16 protein-coding genes are annotated in these 18,539 nt (G+C 39.1%); 10 read left to right on the forward strand and 6 right to left on the reverse strand.

The genetic code is table 11. From position 1 onward, the window contains the following. Positions 1–28: 28 nt before the first annotated feature. The gene (locus G558_RS0102425; RefSeq protein ID WP_028828745.1) at positions 29–805 is read right to left on the reverse strand and encodes an ABC transporter permease; all 777 of its coding nucleotides are present in this window, start codon (positions 803–805) and stop codon (positions 29–31) included. 217 nt (positions 806–1,022) lie between these two features. Between G558_RS0102425 and G558_RS0102430 the strand changes: the two genes are divergently transcribed. Genes G558_RS0102430 through G558_RS0102460 form a run of 7 tightly spaced genes read left to right on the forward strand, consistent with a single transcriptional unit; the run spans position 1,023 to position 8,588 of the window. Beyond that, complete coding sequence (locus G558_RS0102430; RefSeq protein WP_028828746.1) at positions 1,023–1,283, forward strand: (2Fe-2S) ferredoxin domain-containing protein; 261 nt, start codon at positions 1,023–1,025, stop codon at positions 1,281–1,283. 11 nt (positions 1,284–1,294) lie between these two features. After that, on the forward strand, positions 1,295–3,061 hold the full coding sequence (locus tag G558_RS0102435) for a [Fe-Fe] hydrogenase large subunit C-terminal domain-containing protein (protein ID WP_036931401.1): 1,767 nt from the start codon (positions 1,295–1,297) through the stop codon (positions 3,059–3,061). Positions 3,062–3,069: 8 nt separating this feature from the next. After that, positions 3,070–4,239: a SpoIIE family protein phosphatase gene (locus G558_RS0102440; protein WP_028828748.1), complete on the forward strand. Its 1,170-nt coding sequence runs from the start codon at positions 3,070–3,072 to the stop codon at positions 4,237–4,239. Between the two features lie 16 nt (positions 4,240–4,255). After that, complete coding sequence (locus tag G558_RS0102445) at positions 4,256–5,131, forward strand: FAD binding domain-containing protein (protein WP_028828749.1); 876 nt, start codon at positions 4,256–4,258, stop codon at positions 5,129–5,131. Beyond that, positions 5,122–5,610 (forward strand): (2Fe-2S)-binding protein, encoded by a 489-nt coding sequence (locus G558_RS0102450; protein WP_028828750.1) that lies wholly within the window; start codon positions 5,122–5,124, stop codon positions 5,608–5,610. Before G558_RS0102445 ends, G558_RS0102450 begins: the two co-directional genes overlap by 10 nt. After that, positions 5,611–7,944 (forward strand): xanthine dehydrogenase family protein molybdopterin-binding subunit, encoded by a 2,334-nt coding sequence (locus G558_RS0102455; RefSeq protein WP_051188413.1) that lies wholly within the window; start codon positions 5,611–5,613, stop codon positions 7,942–7,944. Next, positions 7,932–8,588, forward strand: a complete 657-nt coding sequence (locus G558_RS0102460) for a nucleotidyltransferase family protein (protein ID WP_028828752.1) — start codon at positions 7,932–7,934, stop codon at positions 8,586–8,588. The genes G558_RS0102455 and G558_RS0102460 overlap by 13 nt, the downstream gene beginning before the upstream one ends. Positions 8,589–8,633: 45 nt before the next feature. Here the strand turns inward: G558_RS0102460 and G558_RS0102465 are convergent, their stop codons facing one another. Further along, complete coding sequence (locus tag G558_RS0102465; protein ID WP_028828753.1) at positions 8,634–10,133, reverse strand: DUF1846 domain-containing protein; 1,500 nt, start codon at positions 10,131–10,133, stop codon at positions 8,634–8,636. Positions 10,134–10,526: 393 nt separating this feature from the next. On the opposite strand from G558_RS0102465, the gene sstT reads away from it, so the two are divergent. After that, the gene (gene sstT / locus G558_RS0102470; protein WP_028828754.1) at positions 10,527–11,768 is read left to right on the forward strand and encodes a serine/threonine transporter SstT; all 1,242 of its coding nucleotides are present in this window, start codon (positions 10,527–10,529) and stop codon (positions 11,766–11,768) included. 54 nt (positions 11,769–11,822) lie between these two features. On the opposite strand, the gene G558_RS12140 is transcribed toward sstT, so the two are convergent. The 3 genes from G558_RS12140 to modA are packed head-to-tail and all read right to left on the reverse strand — an operon-like array spanning position 11,823 to position 14,057. Continuing rightward, positions 11,823–12,605 (reverse strand): sulfate/molybdate ABC transporter ATP-binding protein, encoded by a 783-nt coding sequence (locus tag G558_RS12140; protein WP_051188414.1) that lies wholly within the window; start codon positions 12,603–12,605, stop codon positions 11,823–11,825. Beyond that, positions 12,602–13,267 carry a molybdate ABC transporter permease subunit gene (gene modB / locus G558_RS0102480; RefSeq protein WP_330363775.1) on the reverse strand — a complete coding sequence of 222 codons (666 nt, stop codon included), beginning with the start codon at positions 13,265–13,267 and terminating at the stop codon, positions 12,602–12,604. Before modB ends, G558_RS12140 begins: the two co-directional genes overlap by 4 nt. Then, on the reverse strand, positions 13,260–14,057 hold the full coding sequence (gene modA, locus G558_RS0102485; protein ID WP_028828756.1) for a molybdate ABC transporter substrate-binding protein: 798 nt from the start codon (positions 14,055–14,057) through the stop codon (positions 13,260–13,262). The genes modB and modA overlap by 8 nt, the downstream gene beginning before the upstream one ends. A 114-nt stretch (positions 14,058–14,171) precedes the next feature. Between modA and yqeC the strand changes: the two genes are divergently transcribed. After that, positions 14,172–14,888 (forward strand): selenium cofactor biosynthesis protein YqeC, encoded by a 717-nt coding sequence (gene yqeC, locus G558_RS0102490; RefSeq protein WP_028828757.1) that lies wholly within the window; start codon positions 14,172–14,174, stop codon positions 14,886–14,888. A 28-nt stretch (positions 14,889–14,916) separates the two neighbouring features. Next, on the forward strand, positions 14,917–15,972 hold the full coding sequence (locus G558_RS12145; RefSeq protein ID WP_051188415.1) for an XdhC/CoxI family protein: 1,056 nt from the start codon (positions 14,917–14,919) through the stop codon (positions 15,970–15,972). A 107-nt stretch (positions 15,973–16,079) separates the two neighbouring features. Here the strand turns inward: G558_RS12145 and G558_RS0102500 are convergent, their stop codons facing one another. Beyond that, positions 16,080–18,107 (reverse strand): methyl-accepting chemotaxis protein, encoded by a 2,028-nt coding sequence (locus tag G558_RS0102500; protein WP_051188416.1) that lies wholly within the window; start codon positions 18,105–18,107, stop codon positions 16,080–16,082. Positions 18,108–18,539 lie beyond the last annotated feature (432 nt).

Consider the following 18,539-nt stretch of genomic DNA (forward strand, 5'->3'; position numbering starts at 1 on the left):
TCCTTTTTAATTTATAATTATTTTTTCCTTATTCTTTACCTTTCCAAGGAACAATTTTGTGTTCTGCAAGCTGTATAGCCTTGTCCAGAAAAAAGCCCGTTATTCCCATTATGATAATGCCTAAAAATATAATATCGCTCCTCAAATATCTGCTTGCATCAAGTACCATCCATCCTATGCCTGAATTTGCTGCAACCATTTCAGCTGATACCAGGGTTGTATAGGCAACGCCAAGCGACGTCCTGAGCCCAGTAAAAATATCTGGCAAACAAGCAGGAAATATTACATGGGTGATTATCTGGGTTTTAGAGGCCCCCACCGTGAGTGCACTGTTTATATAGTCCTCTTTTATTTTTACAACTGCTGATAGGCAGGAAATATATGCGGGTGCAAAACATGCCAGATATAAAAGTGAAATTTTGGAATCATTCTCAATCCCCATCCACAAAACCAGCAGGGTGTAATAGGCAAGTGGAGGAAGGGGTCTGTAGAATTCTATCACCGGTTCAAAAACCGCTCTTATTTTGGAATTATATCCGCTTGCAATCCCTAAAGGTACTGCAGTTACACAAGAAAGAAAAAAGGCAATAACGAGTCTTTTCATACTCTCGCCCAAATGCTCCACCAAAGTGAAGTTTTTGTAACCATTTTCCATAATTTCAACAAAAGCTGCAAATACTGCTCGCGGAGTCGGAACTAAGTTTTGATCAATTAATCCCAATTCAGAAACAATAAACCATAAAAACAAAATGGAAGCTACTGTTCCAAATGACAATATTTTTTCAGTTGCAGTTTTTTTGTACATTTAAAATTCCCTTCTTCATATAATCTTATATTTATCTATTGTTAATTTTATCTCAATTTAATATACCATATTCTTATTTAGTTTCATAATAAGTAACTTTTATGAAGCATAAGCAATCCTTATGAAGAGCAAAATCTTGAATTTAACCTTATTGATATAGTAGCTCGTTATTGATATAATATTAATATAGTAAAATAATTTTAAAATGGAGGTTGCTATGGTTGAAGTAGTAATATGTGTTGGAAGTTCCTGCCATATGAAGGGATCCTACAGGGTTGTCCAGACTTTTAAGGAGATGGCCCAGGAGCATGGTATTTCAGATAAGATAAATATCAAAGCTTCATTTTGCATGAAGAACTGTGTCAATGGTATTTCCACAAGTGTAGACGGACACCTTATTTCGGGCGTCAACATATCAAATGCTCCAGATAGATTTTTAGAATACATACTTCCAAAAGCTGTCTCTGATAATGCCTGAAAGGAGATTCAATGTCCTATATAAACCTTAATCCTGGCAGCTGCCAGGCCTGCTACAGATGTATAAGAGAATGCCCCGTTAAATCCATACAGTTTAAGGATGACAATGCTACGATAATAGAAAACGAATGTATACTCTGCGGTAAATGCATAGAGGTCTGCCCTCATCAGGCTAAATTTATACAAAGCGAACTCTATAATGTCCAGGCTCTGATAGCTTCTGGAAAAAAAGTCATAGCTTCGGTTGCTCCTTCTTACAAGGCTTGGTCAGAAACCAGCTTTGAACATCTCAGGGAACAGCTTTTGGATCTGGGTTTTGCCGATGCTCAAGAAACTGTAATAGGGGCAAGCATGGTAAATCACGATTATATACGCCTGATGAAAGAAGGCTCTATGCCTGTAATAATAACCAGCGCCTGTCCTTCTGTAGTCATGCTTATAGAGCGTCACTATCCTTCTTTAATAGGCCTTATTGCCCCTACACTCTCTCCTATGATGGCTCATGCAAAACTCATAAGAAGAACTCAAGAAGACCCACATGTGGTATTCATAGGCCCCTGCATAAGCAAAAAATATGAACCCTCTGACATACTGCTCAGCGGTTATATAGACAACGTACTTACCTTTGATGAAATAGACAGCTGGCTCGGTGCTGAAACTGCAAGCGAACCAGGAAAAATGAAGAGTCAATCAGATAATAAAGACTCTGGCTCTCCTCTTGTTAATGGGCTTATGGATACCTCAGTCCGGTTGTATCCGCGTTCTAGAGGAGTGATTGACTCTCTTGAAGCAATTGAACCTTTTGATGGCTATCTTAGCATTGCAATTGACGGCGCAAGGGACTGTATTGATATGTTCTCTTATCTTGACGAATGTATAAGAAGTGGTAATATGGCTGAGGACAAACTCTTTATAGAAGCTAATATCTGCAAGGGGGCCTGCATGAACGGACCCATATTTAAAATCGCTAAAAAGCGGACCGTATTTGCAAGCAGCAGGCTCTCTAAAAAAGCTGAACCTCATGACATGCTGGCTCGTGACATGCTGGCTCGTGATATTGATGATATATATGATATTTCCCTTGAAAGGCAATACCTCAACAGGAAACCTGCAGTTAAAGAACCTACTACAGATGAAATAACTGCCATACTTGCTCAGATGGGTAAACACAGGCCAGAAGACGAGCTCAACTGTGGAACGTGCGGCTACCTTACTTGCAAGAGCAAGGCTGAAGCCGTATTTTTGGGCAAGGCAGACATAAAGATGTGTCTTCCCTTCTTCAGAAAGAAAGCTGAGAATTTTTCAAATGTCATCATAGAACATTCTCCTAATGGAATCGTCGCACTTGATAGAGATCATTTTGTAGTTGATATAAATCCAATGGCTGCAAGTATTTATAAGGTCGACGAATCAGAAATAATAGGTGGGATAATCCCTGAGCTCTATGACGATGATTCTTTTGACTTGTCTCGCCAAACTGGAGCTCCTGTAATGCAAAATCTCAAACTTAATATCCTGGATATGGAAATCTACGTTGAAAAGACAATGGTATATATAAAAGAGCACGACACCTTTGTAGCCTTTATAAAGGATACCTCAGCAGAAGAACTTCACAAAGACCATATAATGAACATGAGAATACACACCGCTGATGTTACCCAAAATGTAATAGAAAAGCAGATGAGGGTAGTTCAGGAGATAGCCAGCCTGCTGGGTGAAACTGCAGCAGAGACCAAACTAGCCCTTAACAACCTTAAAGAAACCATAGTAAACGATTAGGAGGCCTTGTGGAGATTTACGTAGATGCTGCATATGAAAGCCTTAACCACCATGGAGAAGAACTCTGTGGAGACAAAGTGGAGTTTGTAAGACAGGATAATTCCTTTGTGGCCGTCCTTGCCGATGGCCTCGGAAGTGGGGTAAAAGCCAACATACTGTCCACCCTCACAAGCAAGATCATTGCTACTATGCTGCTTGGAGGCGCAAAACTAACCGATGCCATAGAGACTATAGCAAATACTCTTCCTGTCTGCAGAGAAAGAGATATAGCCTACTCTACCTTTACCATAATAAGGGTTATGCCCGATGGTATGTGCACACTTGCAGAATTTGACAACCCTTTAGTTACCTTATTTCGTGATAACAAAATGATTCATCTTGAAAGAGTTCCCATGTCTGTAGATGAAAAAACTGTATACCATTCCTCCTTTAAGGCAGAAAACGGAGACATGCTGGTAGCTTTCAGTGATGGAGTAGTGCATGCAGGCGTGGGCAAACTCCTGGATCTGGGATGGCAATATGAAAATATAGTTAAATTTATAAGTGAGCATATAAGCCCGGAAATATGCCCCCTGGAGATGTGCGCCAAGATACTAAATGCAGTAGATGCCCTATATATGGGTGAAATTGGAGATGATTCTACAGTATGTGCCATACGCTTTAAAAAAAGCAATCCTGTTCACATAATGATAGGACCGCCCATAAATTACGAACTTGACTCTATAGTCGTTGAGAAACTTATGCAAAGTAAGGGTATAAAAGTAGTATGTGGTGGAACTACTTCTCAGATAGTAAGCACCCATACAGGGCAAGACCTTGAGGTCAACCTCAACTATGAGAGCCACGGCATACCACCTGTAGCTCATATAAAAGGAATCGACCTTGTTACAGAAGGGGTACTGACAATAGGCAAAACTCTTGATATAATAAAAAAGCTTCCGTCTATGGACCGGTCTGAAAAGGTCATTGCCCTTTATAAAAAAGATGGAGCTTCACGCCTTGTAAAAATCCTCACGGAAGAATCCACCGAGGTTAATTTTCTAGTTGGCAGGGCTATAAATCCTGCCCACCAGAATCCCGAGATGCCCATATCTCTCGGACTCAAACTGAACCTCATAAAAGAAATGAAGTCAGAGCTCGAAAAAATTGGAAAGATAGTTAATATTGAATATTTTTAACATTGAGGAGGATATCTTGTATACTGCAAAAAATTATATACGCGTCGACAGCCTCGAGCAGGCCTATGAACTCAACAAGACCCGTACCAACGTTGTCATGGGGGGTCTGATGTGGCTTAAGCAGAGCAAAAAAAATATTAATACCCTCATAGATCTGTCAGGTCTTGAGCTGAATAATATAACAGACTTGGAATCTCATATAGAGATAGGCGCCATGGTAACGCTAAGACAGATGGAAAAAAGCCCAGTCCTTCAAAAATATTTTGGAGACTACTTTGAGAAAGCTTTTAAATCTATAGTGGGAGTCCAATTTCGAAATGGGGCTACAGTGGGAGGCAGCGTTTTTGGACGCTACGGATTTTCTGATGTCATCACAGCGCTTATGCCTTTGGAAACCAGCATAGAAGTTTTTAATGGATCAATAGAAAATATTCCAATTGAGAAGTTTGTTTCACTTAAAAGAGATCAGTCCATATTGTCTAAAATCATCATCAAAAAAACTGAATCAATCTCTTCATACGAGTCTTTACGCATAATATCTACGGATTTTCCACAGCTCTCAGTATCAGCATCACTCGAAAAACCAAAGCCTGATACAAATCTGTCTAAGCTCAGTATTGCAGTGGGTGCAAGACCTGGCATTGCAAGATTAATAGTGTCTGACAATTTCGATATTTCAGAATTATTCACATCTTATGCACAGGATGTGAATAACAATTCATGTGCATCAATAAATGAGCTGATTGAAAAGTATCTTCTAGATGATTTGAACAATTTAAACTATGGAAGCAATCTCAAAGCCAGCGCCCAGTACAGGCAAATACTTTCCAAAGCTCTGTCTGCAAAGGTGCTTAGAGATCTTGCCGCGAAAGGAGCTTCTTCATGGAAATAAGAGTAAAAGTAAACAAAAAAATGATCATAAGGGAAATCTCACCCGATATGATGCTGATAGATTTTCTCAGAGAAAATGGATATACAAGTGTAAAAAGAGGCTGCGAGACATCCAACTGCGGCCTGTGCACAGTCCATCTAAATGGAAAACCTGTCCTATCATGCTCTACCCCTGCTCTAAGAGCTGACGGCCAGCAGGTGACAACACTTGAGGGAATGCAAAAAGATGCGACGCAAATCGGCGCCTACATTGCTGATGAAGGAGCGGAGCAATGCGGTTACTGCAGCCCCGGCTTTATAATGAATATAATTGCCATGAAAAACGAATGGATAGCTGAGGAAAAAACTGTGGCCAGCGAAGATGATATACTGACCTATCTTGCTGGAAACCTATGCAGATGTACAGGTTACATGGGACACATAAGAGCGCTGCGAAAATACTTTGCCGCTAATAATATAGAAATAACGGGAGGGAAATAGATGGCTAAATATATAAAAGAACCTGCAGTAGATATAAGTAAATTCAAATCTGTAAATAGCAGCTTCAGAAAAAAAGATGCCATGGCTCTGGTTACTGGAAAGCCTGTATACACTGATGATCTGGCTCCACAAGATGCTCTTGTAATAAAGATACTGCGAAGTCCTCATGCCCACGCTCTTATAGAAGAAATCGATGTGAGCCGTGCCCTTTTAGTTGATGGAATTGAGTGCGTCCTCACCTACAAAGATGTACCGGGAAGCAGATTTACAATTGCCTGTCAGGCTTATCCTGAACCAAGCAACTACGACAGGCTTATACTCGAAAAACGCCTGCGATTCGTCGGTGATGCCGTAGCAATAGTGGCGGGTGAAGATGAAAAAGCTGTAAACAAGGCGCTAAAGCTTATAAAGGTCAAATATGGAGTACTTGAACCTGTTCTGGATTTTAAAAAAGCAAAAGACCACAAGGTCCTTGTACATCCAGAAGATGACATAAAGACCAACCCATTTTTTCCTGAGCAGATAAAAAGAAATATTGTTTATTATGGAGAAACCCAATACGGAAACGTAAATGAAGAATTTGAAAAATGCGACGTAGTGATTGAAAAAACCTACCATACGCTTCAAAATAACCAGACTCCAATGGAGCCCTTTACTACTTTTGCAAATTTGGATCCTTATGGCAGAATTACTATAGTAAGCTCCACCCAGACTCCCTTCCATGTAAGAAGGATTGTTGCAAATGCACTCGATGTTCCAAAGTCAAAGATAAGAGTTATAAAACCAAGGATAGGCGGAGGATTTGGGTCCAAGCAGAGCTCTGTAAGTGAAATGTATCCTGCCATAGTAACGCTTAAGACTGGAAGACCTTCTAAGATAGTCTATACCAGAGCTGAATGTTTTATAGCCGGAAGTCCAAGGCATGAGATGGAGATGACCGTAAAAATTGGAGCTACAAAAGACGGAAAAATAAGAGCCATGGATCTTTATACGCTTTCAAATTCGGGTGCCTATAATGAGCACAGCTCCACAACAGTTGGCCTGTCTGCTACAAAATCACTTTCTCTTTATGGAAGAATACCCGCTCAAAGATTCTCCTATGATGTTGTTTATACTAACAAGGTACCAAGCGGTGCCTACAGGGGCTTTGGAGCTACTCAGGGTGTATTTGCCATAGAGTCTGCCATAGATGAGCTTGCACATGCTATGGCATTTGATCCTATAAAACTAAGAGAGTTAAATCTAGTAACTCCTGGTGAAGCTGTATTTATGTATGAAAACAAGCCTGTCAACACATGTAACCTCGACAGGTGCATTGCAAAAGCCAAAGACCTTATAGATTGGGATAATAAATATCCAAGAAGAGAAATGGGTAATGGAAAAGTGCGCGGTGTGGGACTTGCAATTGCTATGCAGGGCTCTGGAATAGCTGGTATAGATATAGCCGGCGTAGAAATAAGGCTGAGCGATCATGGTTTTTATCATATGAATGTAGGTGCTGCTGATATAGGTACCGGAAGCGACACTGTCCTTTCTCAGATAGCATGTGAAGCCCTTGGCTGCACCATGGACGATATAATCGTAAGCGGGGTAGACACAGACGTTTCTCCTTATGACGCTGGAGCCTATGCTTCGAGCACGACATATATAACTGGTATGGCCGTTGTAAAGACCTGCGAAAAAATAATAGAACAGATTCTTGAACAGGCTTCAAAAATGATGGGTGTTGCCAAAGACATACTGGAGTTTGACGGTAAAAAGATATTTACCATAGATGGTCCTGAAGTAGCTTATAAGGAACTTTCACTCTTTGATCTGGCTGCTCAGACAGGTGGCGGATCTGTGGATATGATATCTGCAAGTGAATCCCATTTTTCTCAGTACTCTCCACCACCTTTTATGGCAGGAGCCGTTGAGATTGAAGTGGATAAATATACAGGCAAGATAGAAATCATTGACTATGTAGGCGTACTTGACTGCGGAACTCCTATAAACCCTAATCTTGTAAGGATACAGGCTGAAGGCGGAATTGCACAAGGCATTGGAATGGCGCTTTGGGAAGATGTCCGTTTTGACGATAATGGAAAACTTCTCAATGACAATTTCATGACCTACAAAATCCCAGGAAGACTGGATATAAAGAATGTGAGGGTTCATATTGAGCCTACCTATGAACCTACAGGTCCATTTGGGGCAAAATCAGTTGGCGAGCTCGTTATAAATACCCCTTCTCCAGCTCTTGCTAATGCAATAGAAAATACAACAGGTGTAAGGCTTAGAGAACTCCCTATGACAGCTGAAAAACTTATGATGGCAATGTCATGCATGCAGTAATACTTGCATCTGGGACCAGCAGAAGGTTTGGAGCCAACAAGCTCCTTACCTTCCTTGACGGCCGGCCACTTTTTTCATATGCCCTCGAAAATGCTCTTTCATGCCCTGAAATAAAGGATATCACAGTAGTCACAAGATATGCTGAGATTGAAGAATATGTAGAGAAAACTGTGGATATCTTAATGCATGACAAGCGTAAAAAGGTCAGACTTATCCACAATTCATCTGCAGATGAGGGTATATCTTCATCTATAAGACTCGGCAGTGAGGCTGTGATTAAGGCCGAGGATGAGAATACAGATTCTGGTAATATTTGCAAAATATTTTCGGTGATTTACATGGTGGCCGACCAGCCCTTCCTTAAAAAGGAGACCCTGCAAAAACTAACCATTTCACACAATATGGCCGTGAATAAAGAAAATCTTCCTGTCATCTCTGTGCTTTGCTTTGGACAAACTCAAGCTAATCCTGTGATTTTTACCAGTCACTTCATGGGCCAGCTCCTTGAGCTTAAGGGTGACACCGGTGGAAAGGCAGTCCTTAAAAAGGCAGTTTCGTCTGGCATGAAATTTATTTTAAATAAAGTTGAAGCAAGTGAAAGTCAAGAACTTTTTGATATAGACAAAAAAGAAGACATGAATTAAGAGCAGCGCTTTGTGCTCTTTTTTCATATCTTCTTTTTTTGCTTCCTATATATAGTATAAGTTATCTGAAGGGAAATATGGATCCGCAGTTACATCTATTCCTAATTTTCCGTAAGTCTGGTCATCATTTTTGCTCAGTATTGTAGTTGAGTGAGCCTGAGTTCCATTTAGTTCTCCCAGCATTGAAAGTGCTGCCTTTGCTACAGGGTTTGTTGTAGCACTTATAGTAAGGGCTATGAGCACTTCTTCGCATGAAAGCAGCGGAGTCTTGTTTGAAAGTATATTGCTCTTAAGGTTCATTATAGGTTCTAAAATCTCAGGAGCTATAAGATGTATGGAGTCATCCAGATGGGCAAAGTGCTTTACTGCATTTATCATAACTGCTGCAGCTGCGTCCATTACGTTTGTCTTTCTTCCTGTTACTATAGTCCCGTCTTTAAGCTCAAGTGCTACTGCCGGATACACGTTCACGTCTTGACGCTTGTATTTTTGTGACTTGGCTCTTGCTGGCTCTACACATTTTCTGTCTGATTCTTTAAGACTTAGTTCTTCCATTATAAGCTTGGCTCTGTCAGCCGTTTCTTTATCTACGTAGCCTTTTTTATATTCACAGGCCATCTTGAAATATCTTCTTATAATTTCCTGACATGAAGCTTGCTGAATTACCTGGTCGTCTATTATTCCACATGATATACGGTTTACACCCATATCTGTAGGCGACTTGTACACAGATTCTTCACCTGTTATCTTTTCTATTATTCTCTTTAGAACTGGAAAAGCCTCTATATCTCTATTGTAGTTTACCGAGGTCTCTCCATATGCATCAAGATGGAAGGAATCTATCATATTTACATCTCTAAGATCTACCGTCGCTGATTCGTAGGCTATATTTAGGGGATGTTTGAGAGGTACATTCCATACTGGAAAAGTTTCAAATTTGGAATATCCGGCATCTCTTCCTCTCTTGTTTTCATGGTAAAGCTGACTCAGGCACGTCGCAAGTTTTCCACTTCCTGGACCTGGACCAGTAACTACTACTATAGGTTTTGTAGTTTCTATGAATGGATTTTGTCCATAACCTTCATCGCTTACTATAGTATCTACATCTGTAGGATATCCTTTTGTAGCTCTGTGTTTATAAACTTTAATTCCTCTTCTTTTAAGCTTGTTCATGAAAACTGTCACTGAGGGCTGATCATTGTATCTTGTTATTACTACGCTGTTTACTTCGAGTTCATGGCCTCTAAGATCGTCTATAAGTCTGAACACATCCATGTCATATGTGATTCCAAAATCTCCTCTTACCTTGTTTCTCTCTATATCTCCTGCATATACACATATAACCACTTCCACTTTTTCTTTAAGTTTGTTGAGAAGTTTTATCTTTGCATTTTCATCAAATCCTGGGAGTACTCTTTTTGCATGCATGTCAAACATGAGTTTGCCCCCGAATTCAAGATACAGCTTGTCATAGTTATTGACTCTTTGGAGAATATATTTGGACTGCTCCTCCAGATACCTCACATGATCAAATCCGATTTTCATAATTCCTCCTGTGTAAATTTAGACAGTTCAGGCAAAATTAATCCGCCTGAACTGGTATATAATAACATTATTGTGTCTTATAATTAATGTTTCTATGATAACACAAAATAAAGCTCAAATCAATATTGTGTCATCATTGTAATTCGATTTTTTTTGGAAAACGATTCCTGCATAATTTGTGTTAAAAAACAAACAATTCAAAAACTTTTGGTCTTTTATCAAATTTTGTCTTCCGTTATAAAACAAATTGTGGTATTATGGTAAATATATTAGTACATATACATAAAAAGAAAGAACAATTGCCTTATTTGTTTTCATAATCTTTATTTCAATCTTAATGGTAGCACTTTCAATGTATACGTTCTATTTTAAATATTATAGGAGGAATAATCTATGAAAAATCTTATGAAAAAATGGAACAGCCTGAGTCTGGTAAAAAGAATCTTTGTCGGCCTTATAATCGGTATAATACTGGCAGTTACTGTTCCTACGCAATTCAGCGGAATCACTATCTTTGGAGCACTGTTTGTTGGTGCACTTAAAGCAATCGCACCAATCCTGGTATTTTTCCTTGTTATGTCTGCTATCTCTGGCCACAGAGAAGGTACTGAGACAAACATGAAATCTATCGTAATGCTTTATCTTGCTGGAACATTCCTTGCAGGTCTTGTTGCAGTTATTGCAAGTTTCATGTTCCCAGTTACACTTACTCTTGGAGCTGGAGTAGACAGTATAACGCCTCCTGGAGGAGTTGTAGAAGTACTTAAGACATTACTTATGAATGTTGTTGACAACCCAGTTAAGGCGCTGTTTAACGCAAACTACATTGGTATCCTTGCATGGGCTGTAGTTCTTGGTCTCGCTATCAAAGGCGCTGCTCAGACTACTAAGGATATGGTTACTACATTTGCAGATGGTCTTGCTCAAATGGTAAGATGGGTAATAAACTTTGCACCACTTGGAATTATGGGTCTTGTATTTGATGCAATAGCTACAAGCGGACTTGAGTCTCTTCTTAGCTACGGACAACTTCTACTTGTTCTTATAGGTTGTATGATTTTCGTTGCACTTGTAGTAAACCCGATAATAGCATACATCTTCATACGTCAGAACCCATACAAACTTGTATTGACTTGTCTGAGAGAAAGTGGACTTACTGCATTCTTTACTCGTAGTTCAGCTGCTAACATCCCAGTAAACATGGCTCTTTGTGAAAAGCTTGGCCTTGACAAAGACACTTACTCAGTATCTATACCTCTTGGAGCAACAATAAACATGGCAGGAGCTGCAATAACTATATCAGTTCTTACTCTTGCTGCAGTTAATACTCTTGGAATTCAAGTAGATATTGGAACAGCTCTTCTACTAAGCATACTTTCAGCAGTAAGTGCATGTGGAGCTTCTGGAGTTGCTGGTGGATCTCTTCTTCTTATCCCTCTTGCAGCAAGTCTTTTTGGTATTCCAAATGACGTTGCTATGCAGGTTGTTGGAGTTGGTTTCATCGTTGGAGTTATCCAGGATTCAGCTGAGACTGCTCTTAACTCTTCAACTGACGTTCTTTTCACTGCTATAGCAGAGTTTGGAAAAAGACGTAAGGCTGGAGAAAAAGTTGTTATAAACACTAAATTTGAATAATATATCAGTTATATAAAAAAAGAGTGTAGATCCGAAAGGATCTACACTCTTTTTTTACCCTTTAATAATATCTCGAATTGCTTTGGTTATGTCGTCTACAGGGTCTATCTCAATTGTTATTTTTCCTCTTGTTAAAGCTGTGGAATCCGAAACTCTTATATTGCCATTACTCAGTGCATCAAGCGCCAGATCATCCAGACTTTTGGTCCCATCTATTTTTCCAGATTTTACAAATGCAATCTCGTCGCACAGGCGAAATACCTCTTTGCGGCTGTGGGATACAAATATGGTGCCTTTTGATTCATCCATTACTTTTTCAATTTCTTTTTCTGTATTTATTCTGAGTTCTTCATCCAGTGCACTCATGGGTTCATCCAAAAGCAAAAGGTCTGGCTGTGATGCTATAACTCTGGCCAGGGCCACTCTTTGCTGCTGGCCTCCACTTAGCTGGTAAGGATATTTTTTTTCCATTCCTTGGAGAGAAAAACTCTCTATGCTTTTTTCAAAAATTATATCTCTTTTTTTCTTATCTCTTATTCCTGCTATTATGTTTTCTCTCACTGTCATATTTGGAAAAAGAGCATAACTCTGAAAAAGATATCCTATCTTTCGCTGCTGGGGTCTTAGATTTATCTTGTTTGCAGAATCAAATAAGACTCTTTCTCCAAGTGATATAATGCCCTCATCTGGAGTTTCTATTCCCGCTATGCACTTAAGAGTCATGCTCTTTCCTGATCCAGATGCGCCAAAAAGTCCCAATTTACCAGAGCCCGTATCTATATTTACTTTAAGAGTAAAGCTTCCTGATTTTTTTGTAAAATTCGCCCTCAGATTCATCGCCTGTCTCCTTTTTGAGAAATACTGTTCATGACTACCACTGCCAGAAGTGATATTGCTGATATCAAAAATGCCCATTTAAAGGCCAGGGCTCTGTCTCCTGATTGGATAGCTGTATATACTGCAAGGGCCATGGTCTGGGTTTTGCCTGGTATGTTTCCAGCTATTATTACTGTGGCTCCAAATTCTCCCATAGCCCTTGAAAAAGCAAGTATAGTCCCTGAAAGTATCCCATACCTGCAGTTGGGAAGAATTACCCTGAAAAATATCCTTGTTTCAGACATGCCCAGTGTCTGCGCCGAATATACAAGGGTTTGATCTAACTGCTCAAATGAAGCCTTGGATGCCCTGTACATAAGTGGAAAAGCCACCACCGAGGACGCTATAACTGTTGCAGTCCACGTAAATACCACTGAGCTTTCAAATCCCAGAAGGATTTTTCCAAATACGCCGTTTTTACCAAAGACCACCAGCAGAAAAAAACCAATTACCGTAGGGGGAAGTACCAGTGGAAGCGTAAAAATTCCATCTATGAGATTTTTGTGATTTTTTAGCCTCATAACAAAGGCCGCCGCCCCTATTCCAGCCACAAAGGCTATTATAGTTGCCGCAAGAGAGGTCTTTATCGAAATTATAAGAGGTGAATAATCTATACTATCCAATTTCTTTACCTTCTATCGAAAATCCATATTTTTGAAATATATCCAGAGATTGCTGAGCACTCATAAAGTCCATAAGTTGACTTGCCCCTTGTGGATTCCTGGAGTCTTTTATTATAGCAGCCGGGTATTCTATAGGTGAATGTGAAGCCCTATCCACTGTAAATCCAACTTTGACCTTGTCGGTGGTCATTGCATCTGTCATATATACAAAACCTGCATCCACTTCTCCTGCTTCCACCCATGTGAGCGTAGTCTTTACATCTGGAGAAAGCACAGTTTTTGATCCAAGCTGGTCTTTAAGATTGTAATAATTTATGGCCTCTGTCGCATACTGGCCTGCAGGCGCAAGCGCTGGGTCTGCATGACCTATCTTTGTAAAATCTTTCTCTGCAAGGTCCTTGATCTCTTTGGGCAAAAGCTTACTCTCTGATGGAGTTATTACAACCAGGGAGTTTCTCAAAAATGATTTTCGACTTTCATTAACTATAAGATCTTTTCCTTCAAGTGCATTTACCTGCTTTGATCCTGCAGAAAAAAATATATCTACCGGTGCGCCTTCTTCTATCTGTGCCTGAAGTGCTCCTGAGCCTCCAAAATTAAACATTATTTCATACTCAGGGTGATCTGCCTCATATATTGTTTCTATATCTGTAAGGGCTCCCTTAAGACTGGCTGCCGCTGAGACATTTATTACGGTCTTTTCTTCAGACTGCTCCTGAGGCTGGACGTCCTTACTGCAGCCTCCAAGGACTAAAATCATAAGTAAAAATAAAGCCAAAGTTTTTTTCATGATGTTCCTCTTTCTTAGTTATAATTTTACATATAATTGTTTTGACACAATTGAGTATACAGCAGTATCATTTTTGTGTCAATTATGATAAAATCCTCTCATGGAGGTGATTTTATGCTCAATGAGATTTTGAAACACAAGGTAATTTCATTCGTGGGAAGTGGAGGAAAAACCACGCTTATGTTTGCACTGGCAAAAAAGCTTTCACTTTTGGGAAAAAAAGTTATAGTCACGACCACCACAAAGATATACATACCCCAAAACCATCCAGTAGTGCTTCCTGATAAAGATATTATATCTATGTCAAGTACCAGCCGCAGCCTTGAATCCCTAAAGGAAATTATGGCCTCACAAATAGAACTTTCGCTCAATAACGATAATATATGCGTAACTGGGTCTTTGTGCCTGAGAAAAGACCATTATGAGCCTCAAAAGTTGTGTTCCTATGAGCTCTGCGGCTTTAGTGCAAGAGATTTTCTGAGTCTTGCTGATTTCGTGCTTATCGAAGCTGACGGTTCAAAACATAAGCCTTTAAAATTTCCAGGAGAAAATGAACCCGTAATACCGATAGAGAGTGATTTGGTTATAGCAGTTGCCGCAATGTGGTGCGCAGGCCAGTCTATATCACAAGTATGCCACCGCTATGAGCTTGCCTGCAGATTTTTGTCCAGTCAATACGGATATGAAATAAGCAAGGATCATATTGTGACCAGAGAAGATGTAATGAGAATTATGAACAGCAAGTCCGGCTATAGAAAAAACGTTGGAGACAGGGCATTTTTAAAATATATTTTCTATAATGAGGACGATTATGCTGACTTTGAGATTTAAGATATTATAAAAACTATGGAGGAAAATCATGGAAAAAAATACATCAGGATCAAATTTTTATAAGACAATAATTGAAATATCAGAAAATAATACAAAAAATAGCTTTATACTTACACTTACAGATGAAATAAATACCGCCAGTAAGGCCCTGGTCCACACAGACCACGATGGCAGCATTATCCTGGATCTGGTTCAGGACCACGGACTCGAAGAATACTGGAGAAATCTCTTGAAAAAAATAGATCTTGGAAGTTTGACTTATAAAGACTCTGAGTCATCTGTATTCATTGAAAGTCTCAGCCCAAAGATTCAAATAGTAGTTTGTGGCGGTGGGCACGTAAGCCAGGCTCTCTCAAAATTATGCAAGTTTATGAATTATGATATGATCATCCTTGAAGACAGAGAAGAATTTGGAAATACAAAGAGATTTCCTGATGCAAAAAAAATAATAGTCGATTCCTTTGATACTATATTTAAAAATAACACATTTGACCCTAATGCATGTTTTATTATAGCTACCAGAGGGCACTCTCACGATGCACTTTGCCTTGAAAATATCATGCGTCTTGATTTCATGTATGCTGGCATGATAGGAAGCCGCACAAAGATACAAAAAACAAAAAACCTCATGCTTTCAAAAGGCTTTAGCCAAGAAGATTTTGCAAATATCCATACTCCGATTGGACTCCCCCTGGGAGGCCAGACTCCAGAAGAAATAGCTGTCAGCATAATAGCCGAGATTATACAGACCATAAATTCAGACCATAAATCCTACTTGAGCGACACCATAAAAACTTCAATAATAGATTCGCACTCTCCCCTGGTCCTGGCAAAGATAATAAATAAAAAAGGCTCTTCCCCAAGAGGCCTGGGCAGCCAAATGCTCATAAGAGGTGATGGATCCATAGCTGATACTATAGGGGGTGGCACTATAGAATACCTTTGTATACAAGATGCTGTGAAACTCCTTGGTCAAGATAAACCAAGACCCTTCATCAAGACCTATGTCCTAAGTAATGAAGAAGCTGCCGGTATAGGAATGTGGTGTGGAGGAGTTGTGGATATACTTTTTGATATAGTGTGAAAAACAGATTGAAAAAAGCAAAGTCAGACCGGAGTAAATCCCAGTCGACTTTGCTTTTTTCATTGAATTTACTGCTTCGCTATTTTATGGTCATAATAGTTAAGTTATTACACTTCAAATTTATCGACAAGATTTTGGAGCATCTCTGCCTGATTTGAAAGTTCTTTACTAGATGCTGCGCTTTGCTCTGCAGTTGCAGCATTTGTATGAACTACAGATGCTATCTGCTCAAGACCCTGATTGATCTGAGACACTGCAAAGGATTGTTCCTGAGATGCATTTGCAATATCATTTATAGTTGATGTTATCTGACCAGCATCTTCATAAAGTGACTGAAGATTCGCTGCAGCGTCATCTGCCAGTGAGCTTCCCTCTTCAACAGCTTTCATAGAACGTTCAATGAGCACTGCTGAATTTTTTGCAGCTTCTGAACTCTTTGCAGCAAGATTTCGTACTTCATCCGCAACAACTGCAAATCCTTTGCCTGCCGCTCCTGATCTTGCGGCTTCTACTGCAGCATTTAGGGCAAGTATATTAGTCTGGAATGAAATATCATCTATTGCCTTGATTATGGTTCCTATCTCTGCAGATCTGGCATTTATCTCATTCATTGCTTCTACCATTTCCTGCATTTGTCTGTTACTATCACTTATTTTTGAACTTGCTCTTCCCATACTCTCATTCGCTCTCACTGTATGTTTCGCGTTATCATCTATTTTTGTAGCAACCTCACTTATAGTTGATGAGAGCTCCTCTATCGAACTCGCCTGCTCAGTAGTTCCCTGAGCCAGTATCTGAGAACCGGTAGAAAGCTGCATTGAATTTCCATTTACCTGACTTGCTACTTCTTTTATTTCATAAATAGTCTGGCTTAGAGTATCCCTTATATCAAAAAGTGCTTCCTTAACTTTTGAAAACTCTCCTGCATAATCTTGTCTAAGTTCAAACTGAAGACGTCCAACCGCTATATAGTTTAGTACTTCTGTGATTTCTTCAATGTAATTTATATATGACTTTAGACGGACTACAGTGTCTCCCATAGCCTCAGCGACATCACCTATTTCATCATTAGAGTCTGCTTTTATTTCTATATCCAGGTTGCCTTCTGCAATCTGAGCTGCTGCATATGAAAGTTTGTTAACCGATTTGGTTATATTTTTTGATATAAACATTATTGCAGCTATAACCAGAAGTATTACCAGCGCAAAAAGCCCAAATATAATATTCCTGATTTTTGCATTTGCAGCAAAAGCTTCGTCTTCAGTTATTCCAGTTATAACCACCCAATCTGAGCCTTCTACTGCATTTACATCTCCAAGGTAGCTTTCACCATTCATCTCATATTCAACATCACCAAAAGTTCTTGAAGATACTGACGCTTTAAGTTCTTGGGAAATATCTGTGTCAGCTATGTTCTTTTGCAGATATTCTTCTTGTGGGTGATATATTATATTTCCATTTTCATCCATGAGCATTATAAATCCGCTTTCTCCAAGTTTAAACTGAGAAAGTACATCAGAAAGTTGGCCTATCATAATGTCATATGCAAATGCACCTATCACCTCATCTGTCTGAGGGTCTACTACTGGTGATACAACTGATATAACAAGCGAATCTACGGCAGTATCCTCATATGGAGGAATTACTATAGTTTTTCTAAGTTCCTTTACTGCATACCAGGGTCTGGTAGTTACATCAAAGGTATCATCTGTAACTACATCATCCGAAGTTATTACCTGACTGGAGTCAAAATCTGAAATCCAAACTCTCAAAACGTTTTCCTGACCAATTACAGTGTAGTTTATAAGGCTTGATCTTATCTCTTTCCATTCCGGCTTTTGCGCAAAACGCTCTCCCGCTTTAGTGTCTTTCATATAATTAACTATCTCTGAAGTTCCTGCACCAGTTTGGGTGGTGGCTATGTAGTCAGCAAGAAAAGAGCTCACCTGTTTTGAAAGATATCTTGAATCCGAGGTCAGGTTGTTTTTTACAATTCCAGAAACCGAACTGTTTACCGAAGACATTATCATAAATCCTGCTATTACCAGTATCATTATCACCGGCAGAGAAATACCCAGCAGCATTTTAATCCACAACTTTTGCCTGTTTTTGTTTTTGATCTCATTTTTTTTCATTTAATCTCCTTTTGTCATGTATAATTTTTTATTTTTCTTTGTACCTTTATATCGTCAATTGGTGAGATTAAATTAATAGGAAATTAAAACTTTATGTATTAAAAAAGGGGCTGTCGGAGAATGACGTTTTTTGACCCCTAAACTTTAATAATTAAAAATCCTAGATTATTCAACATCTACAAAAATGTAGAGCACTGAATAATTTAGGATTTTTTTGTTTAATTTAATATTTATTGTATGACAAAAAAAGCCATTTGATATTTTCTCATGACTTATAAAAATCCGATAGGATTAGGCTGTTTTTGCTTCGTAGGTTTTGATTTTTTCCTTCGCGAAGCGATAATATTTATTTAAATTTCTTCCTACAGCGTATAAAAGAAATTCTTTATATACTTTTTCAGATGTACGATGATTAAATCTTCTGAAATTATC

This window comes from Proteocatella sphenisci DSM 23131 (assembly GCF_000423525.1).
In the GTDB taxonomy this organism is placed as follows: Bacteria; Bacillota; Clostridia; order Peptostreptococcales; family Filifactoraceae; genus Proteocatella; species Proteocatella sphenisci.

Bases quoted from the DNA above. Each gene is read 5' to 3' on its own strand.
- G558_RS0102425 (WP_028828745.1), bottom strand. From the start codon at position 805: ATGTACAAAAAAACTGCAACTGAAAAAATATTGTCATTTGGAACAGTA.
- G558_RS0102430 (WP_028828746.1), top strand. From the start codon at position 1,023: ATGGTTGAAGTAGTAATATGTGTTGGAAGTTCCTGCCATATGAAGGGA.
- G558_RS0102435 (WP_036931401.1), top strand. From the start codon at position 1,295: ATGTCCTATATAAACCTTAATCCTGGCAGCTGCCAGGCCTGCTACAGA.
- G558_RS0102450 (WP_028828750.1), top strand. From the start codon at position 5,122: ATGGAAATAAGAGTAAAAGTAAACAAAAAAATGATCATAAGGGAAATC.
- G558_RS0102455 (WP_051188413.1), top strand. From the start codon at position 5,611: ATGGCTAAATATATAAAAGAACCTGCAGTAGATATAAGTAAATTCAAA.
- G558_RS0102460 (WP_028828752.1), top strand. From the start codon at position 7,932: ATGCATGCAGTAATACTTGCATCTGGGACCAGCAGAAGGTTTGGAGCC.
- G558_RS0102465 (WP_028828753.1), bottom strand. From the start codon at position 10,133: ATGAAAATCGGATTTGATCATGTGAGGTATCTGGAGGAGCAGTCCAAA.
- sstT (WP_028828754.1), top strand. From the start codon at position 10,527: ATGAAAAATCTTATGAAAAAATGGAACAGCCTGAGTCTGGTAAAAAGA.
- G558_RS12140 (WP_051188414.1), bottom strand. From the start codon at position 12,605: ATGAATCTGAGGGCGAATTTTACAAAAAAATCAGGAAGCTTTACTCTT.
- modA (WP_028828756.1), bottom strand. From the start codon at position 14,057: ATGAAAAAAACTTTGGCTTTATTTTTACTTATGATTTTAGTCCTTGGA.
- yqeC (WP_028828757.1), top strand. From the start codon at position 14,172: ATGCTCAATGAGATTTTGAAACACAAGGTAATTTCATTCGTGGGAAGT.
- G558_RS12145 (WP_051188415.1), top strand. From the start codon at position 14,917: ATGGAAAAAAATACATCAGGATCAAATTTTTATAAGACAATAATTGAA.
- G558_RS0102500 (WP_051188416.1), bottom strand. From the start codon at position 18,107: ATGAAAAAAAATGAGATCAAAAACAAAAACAGGCAAAAGTTGTGGATT.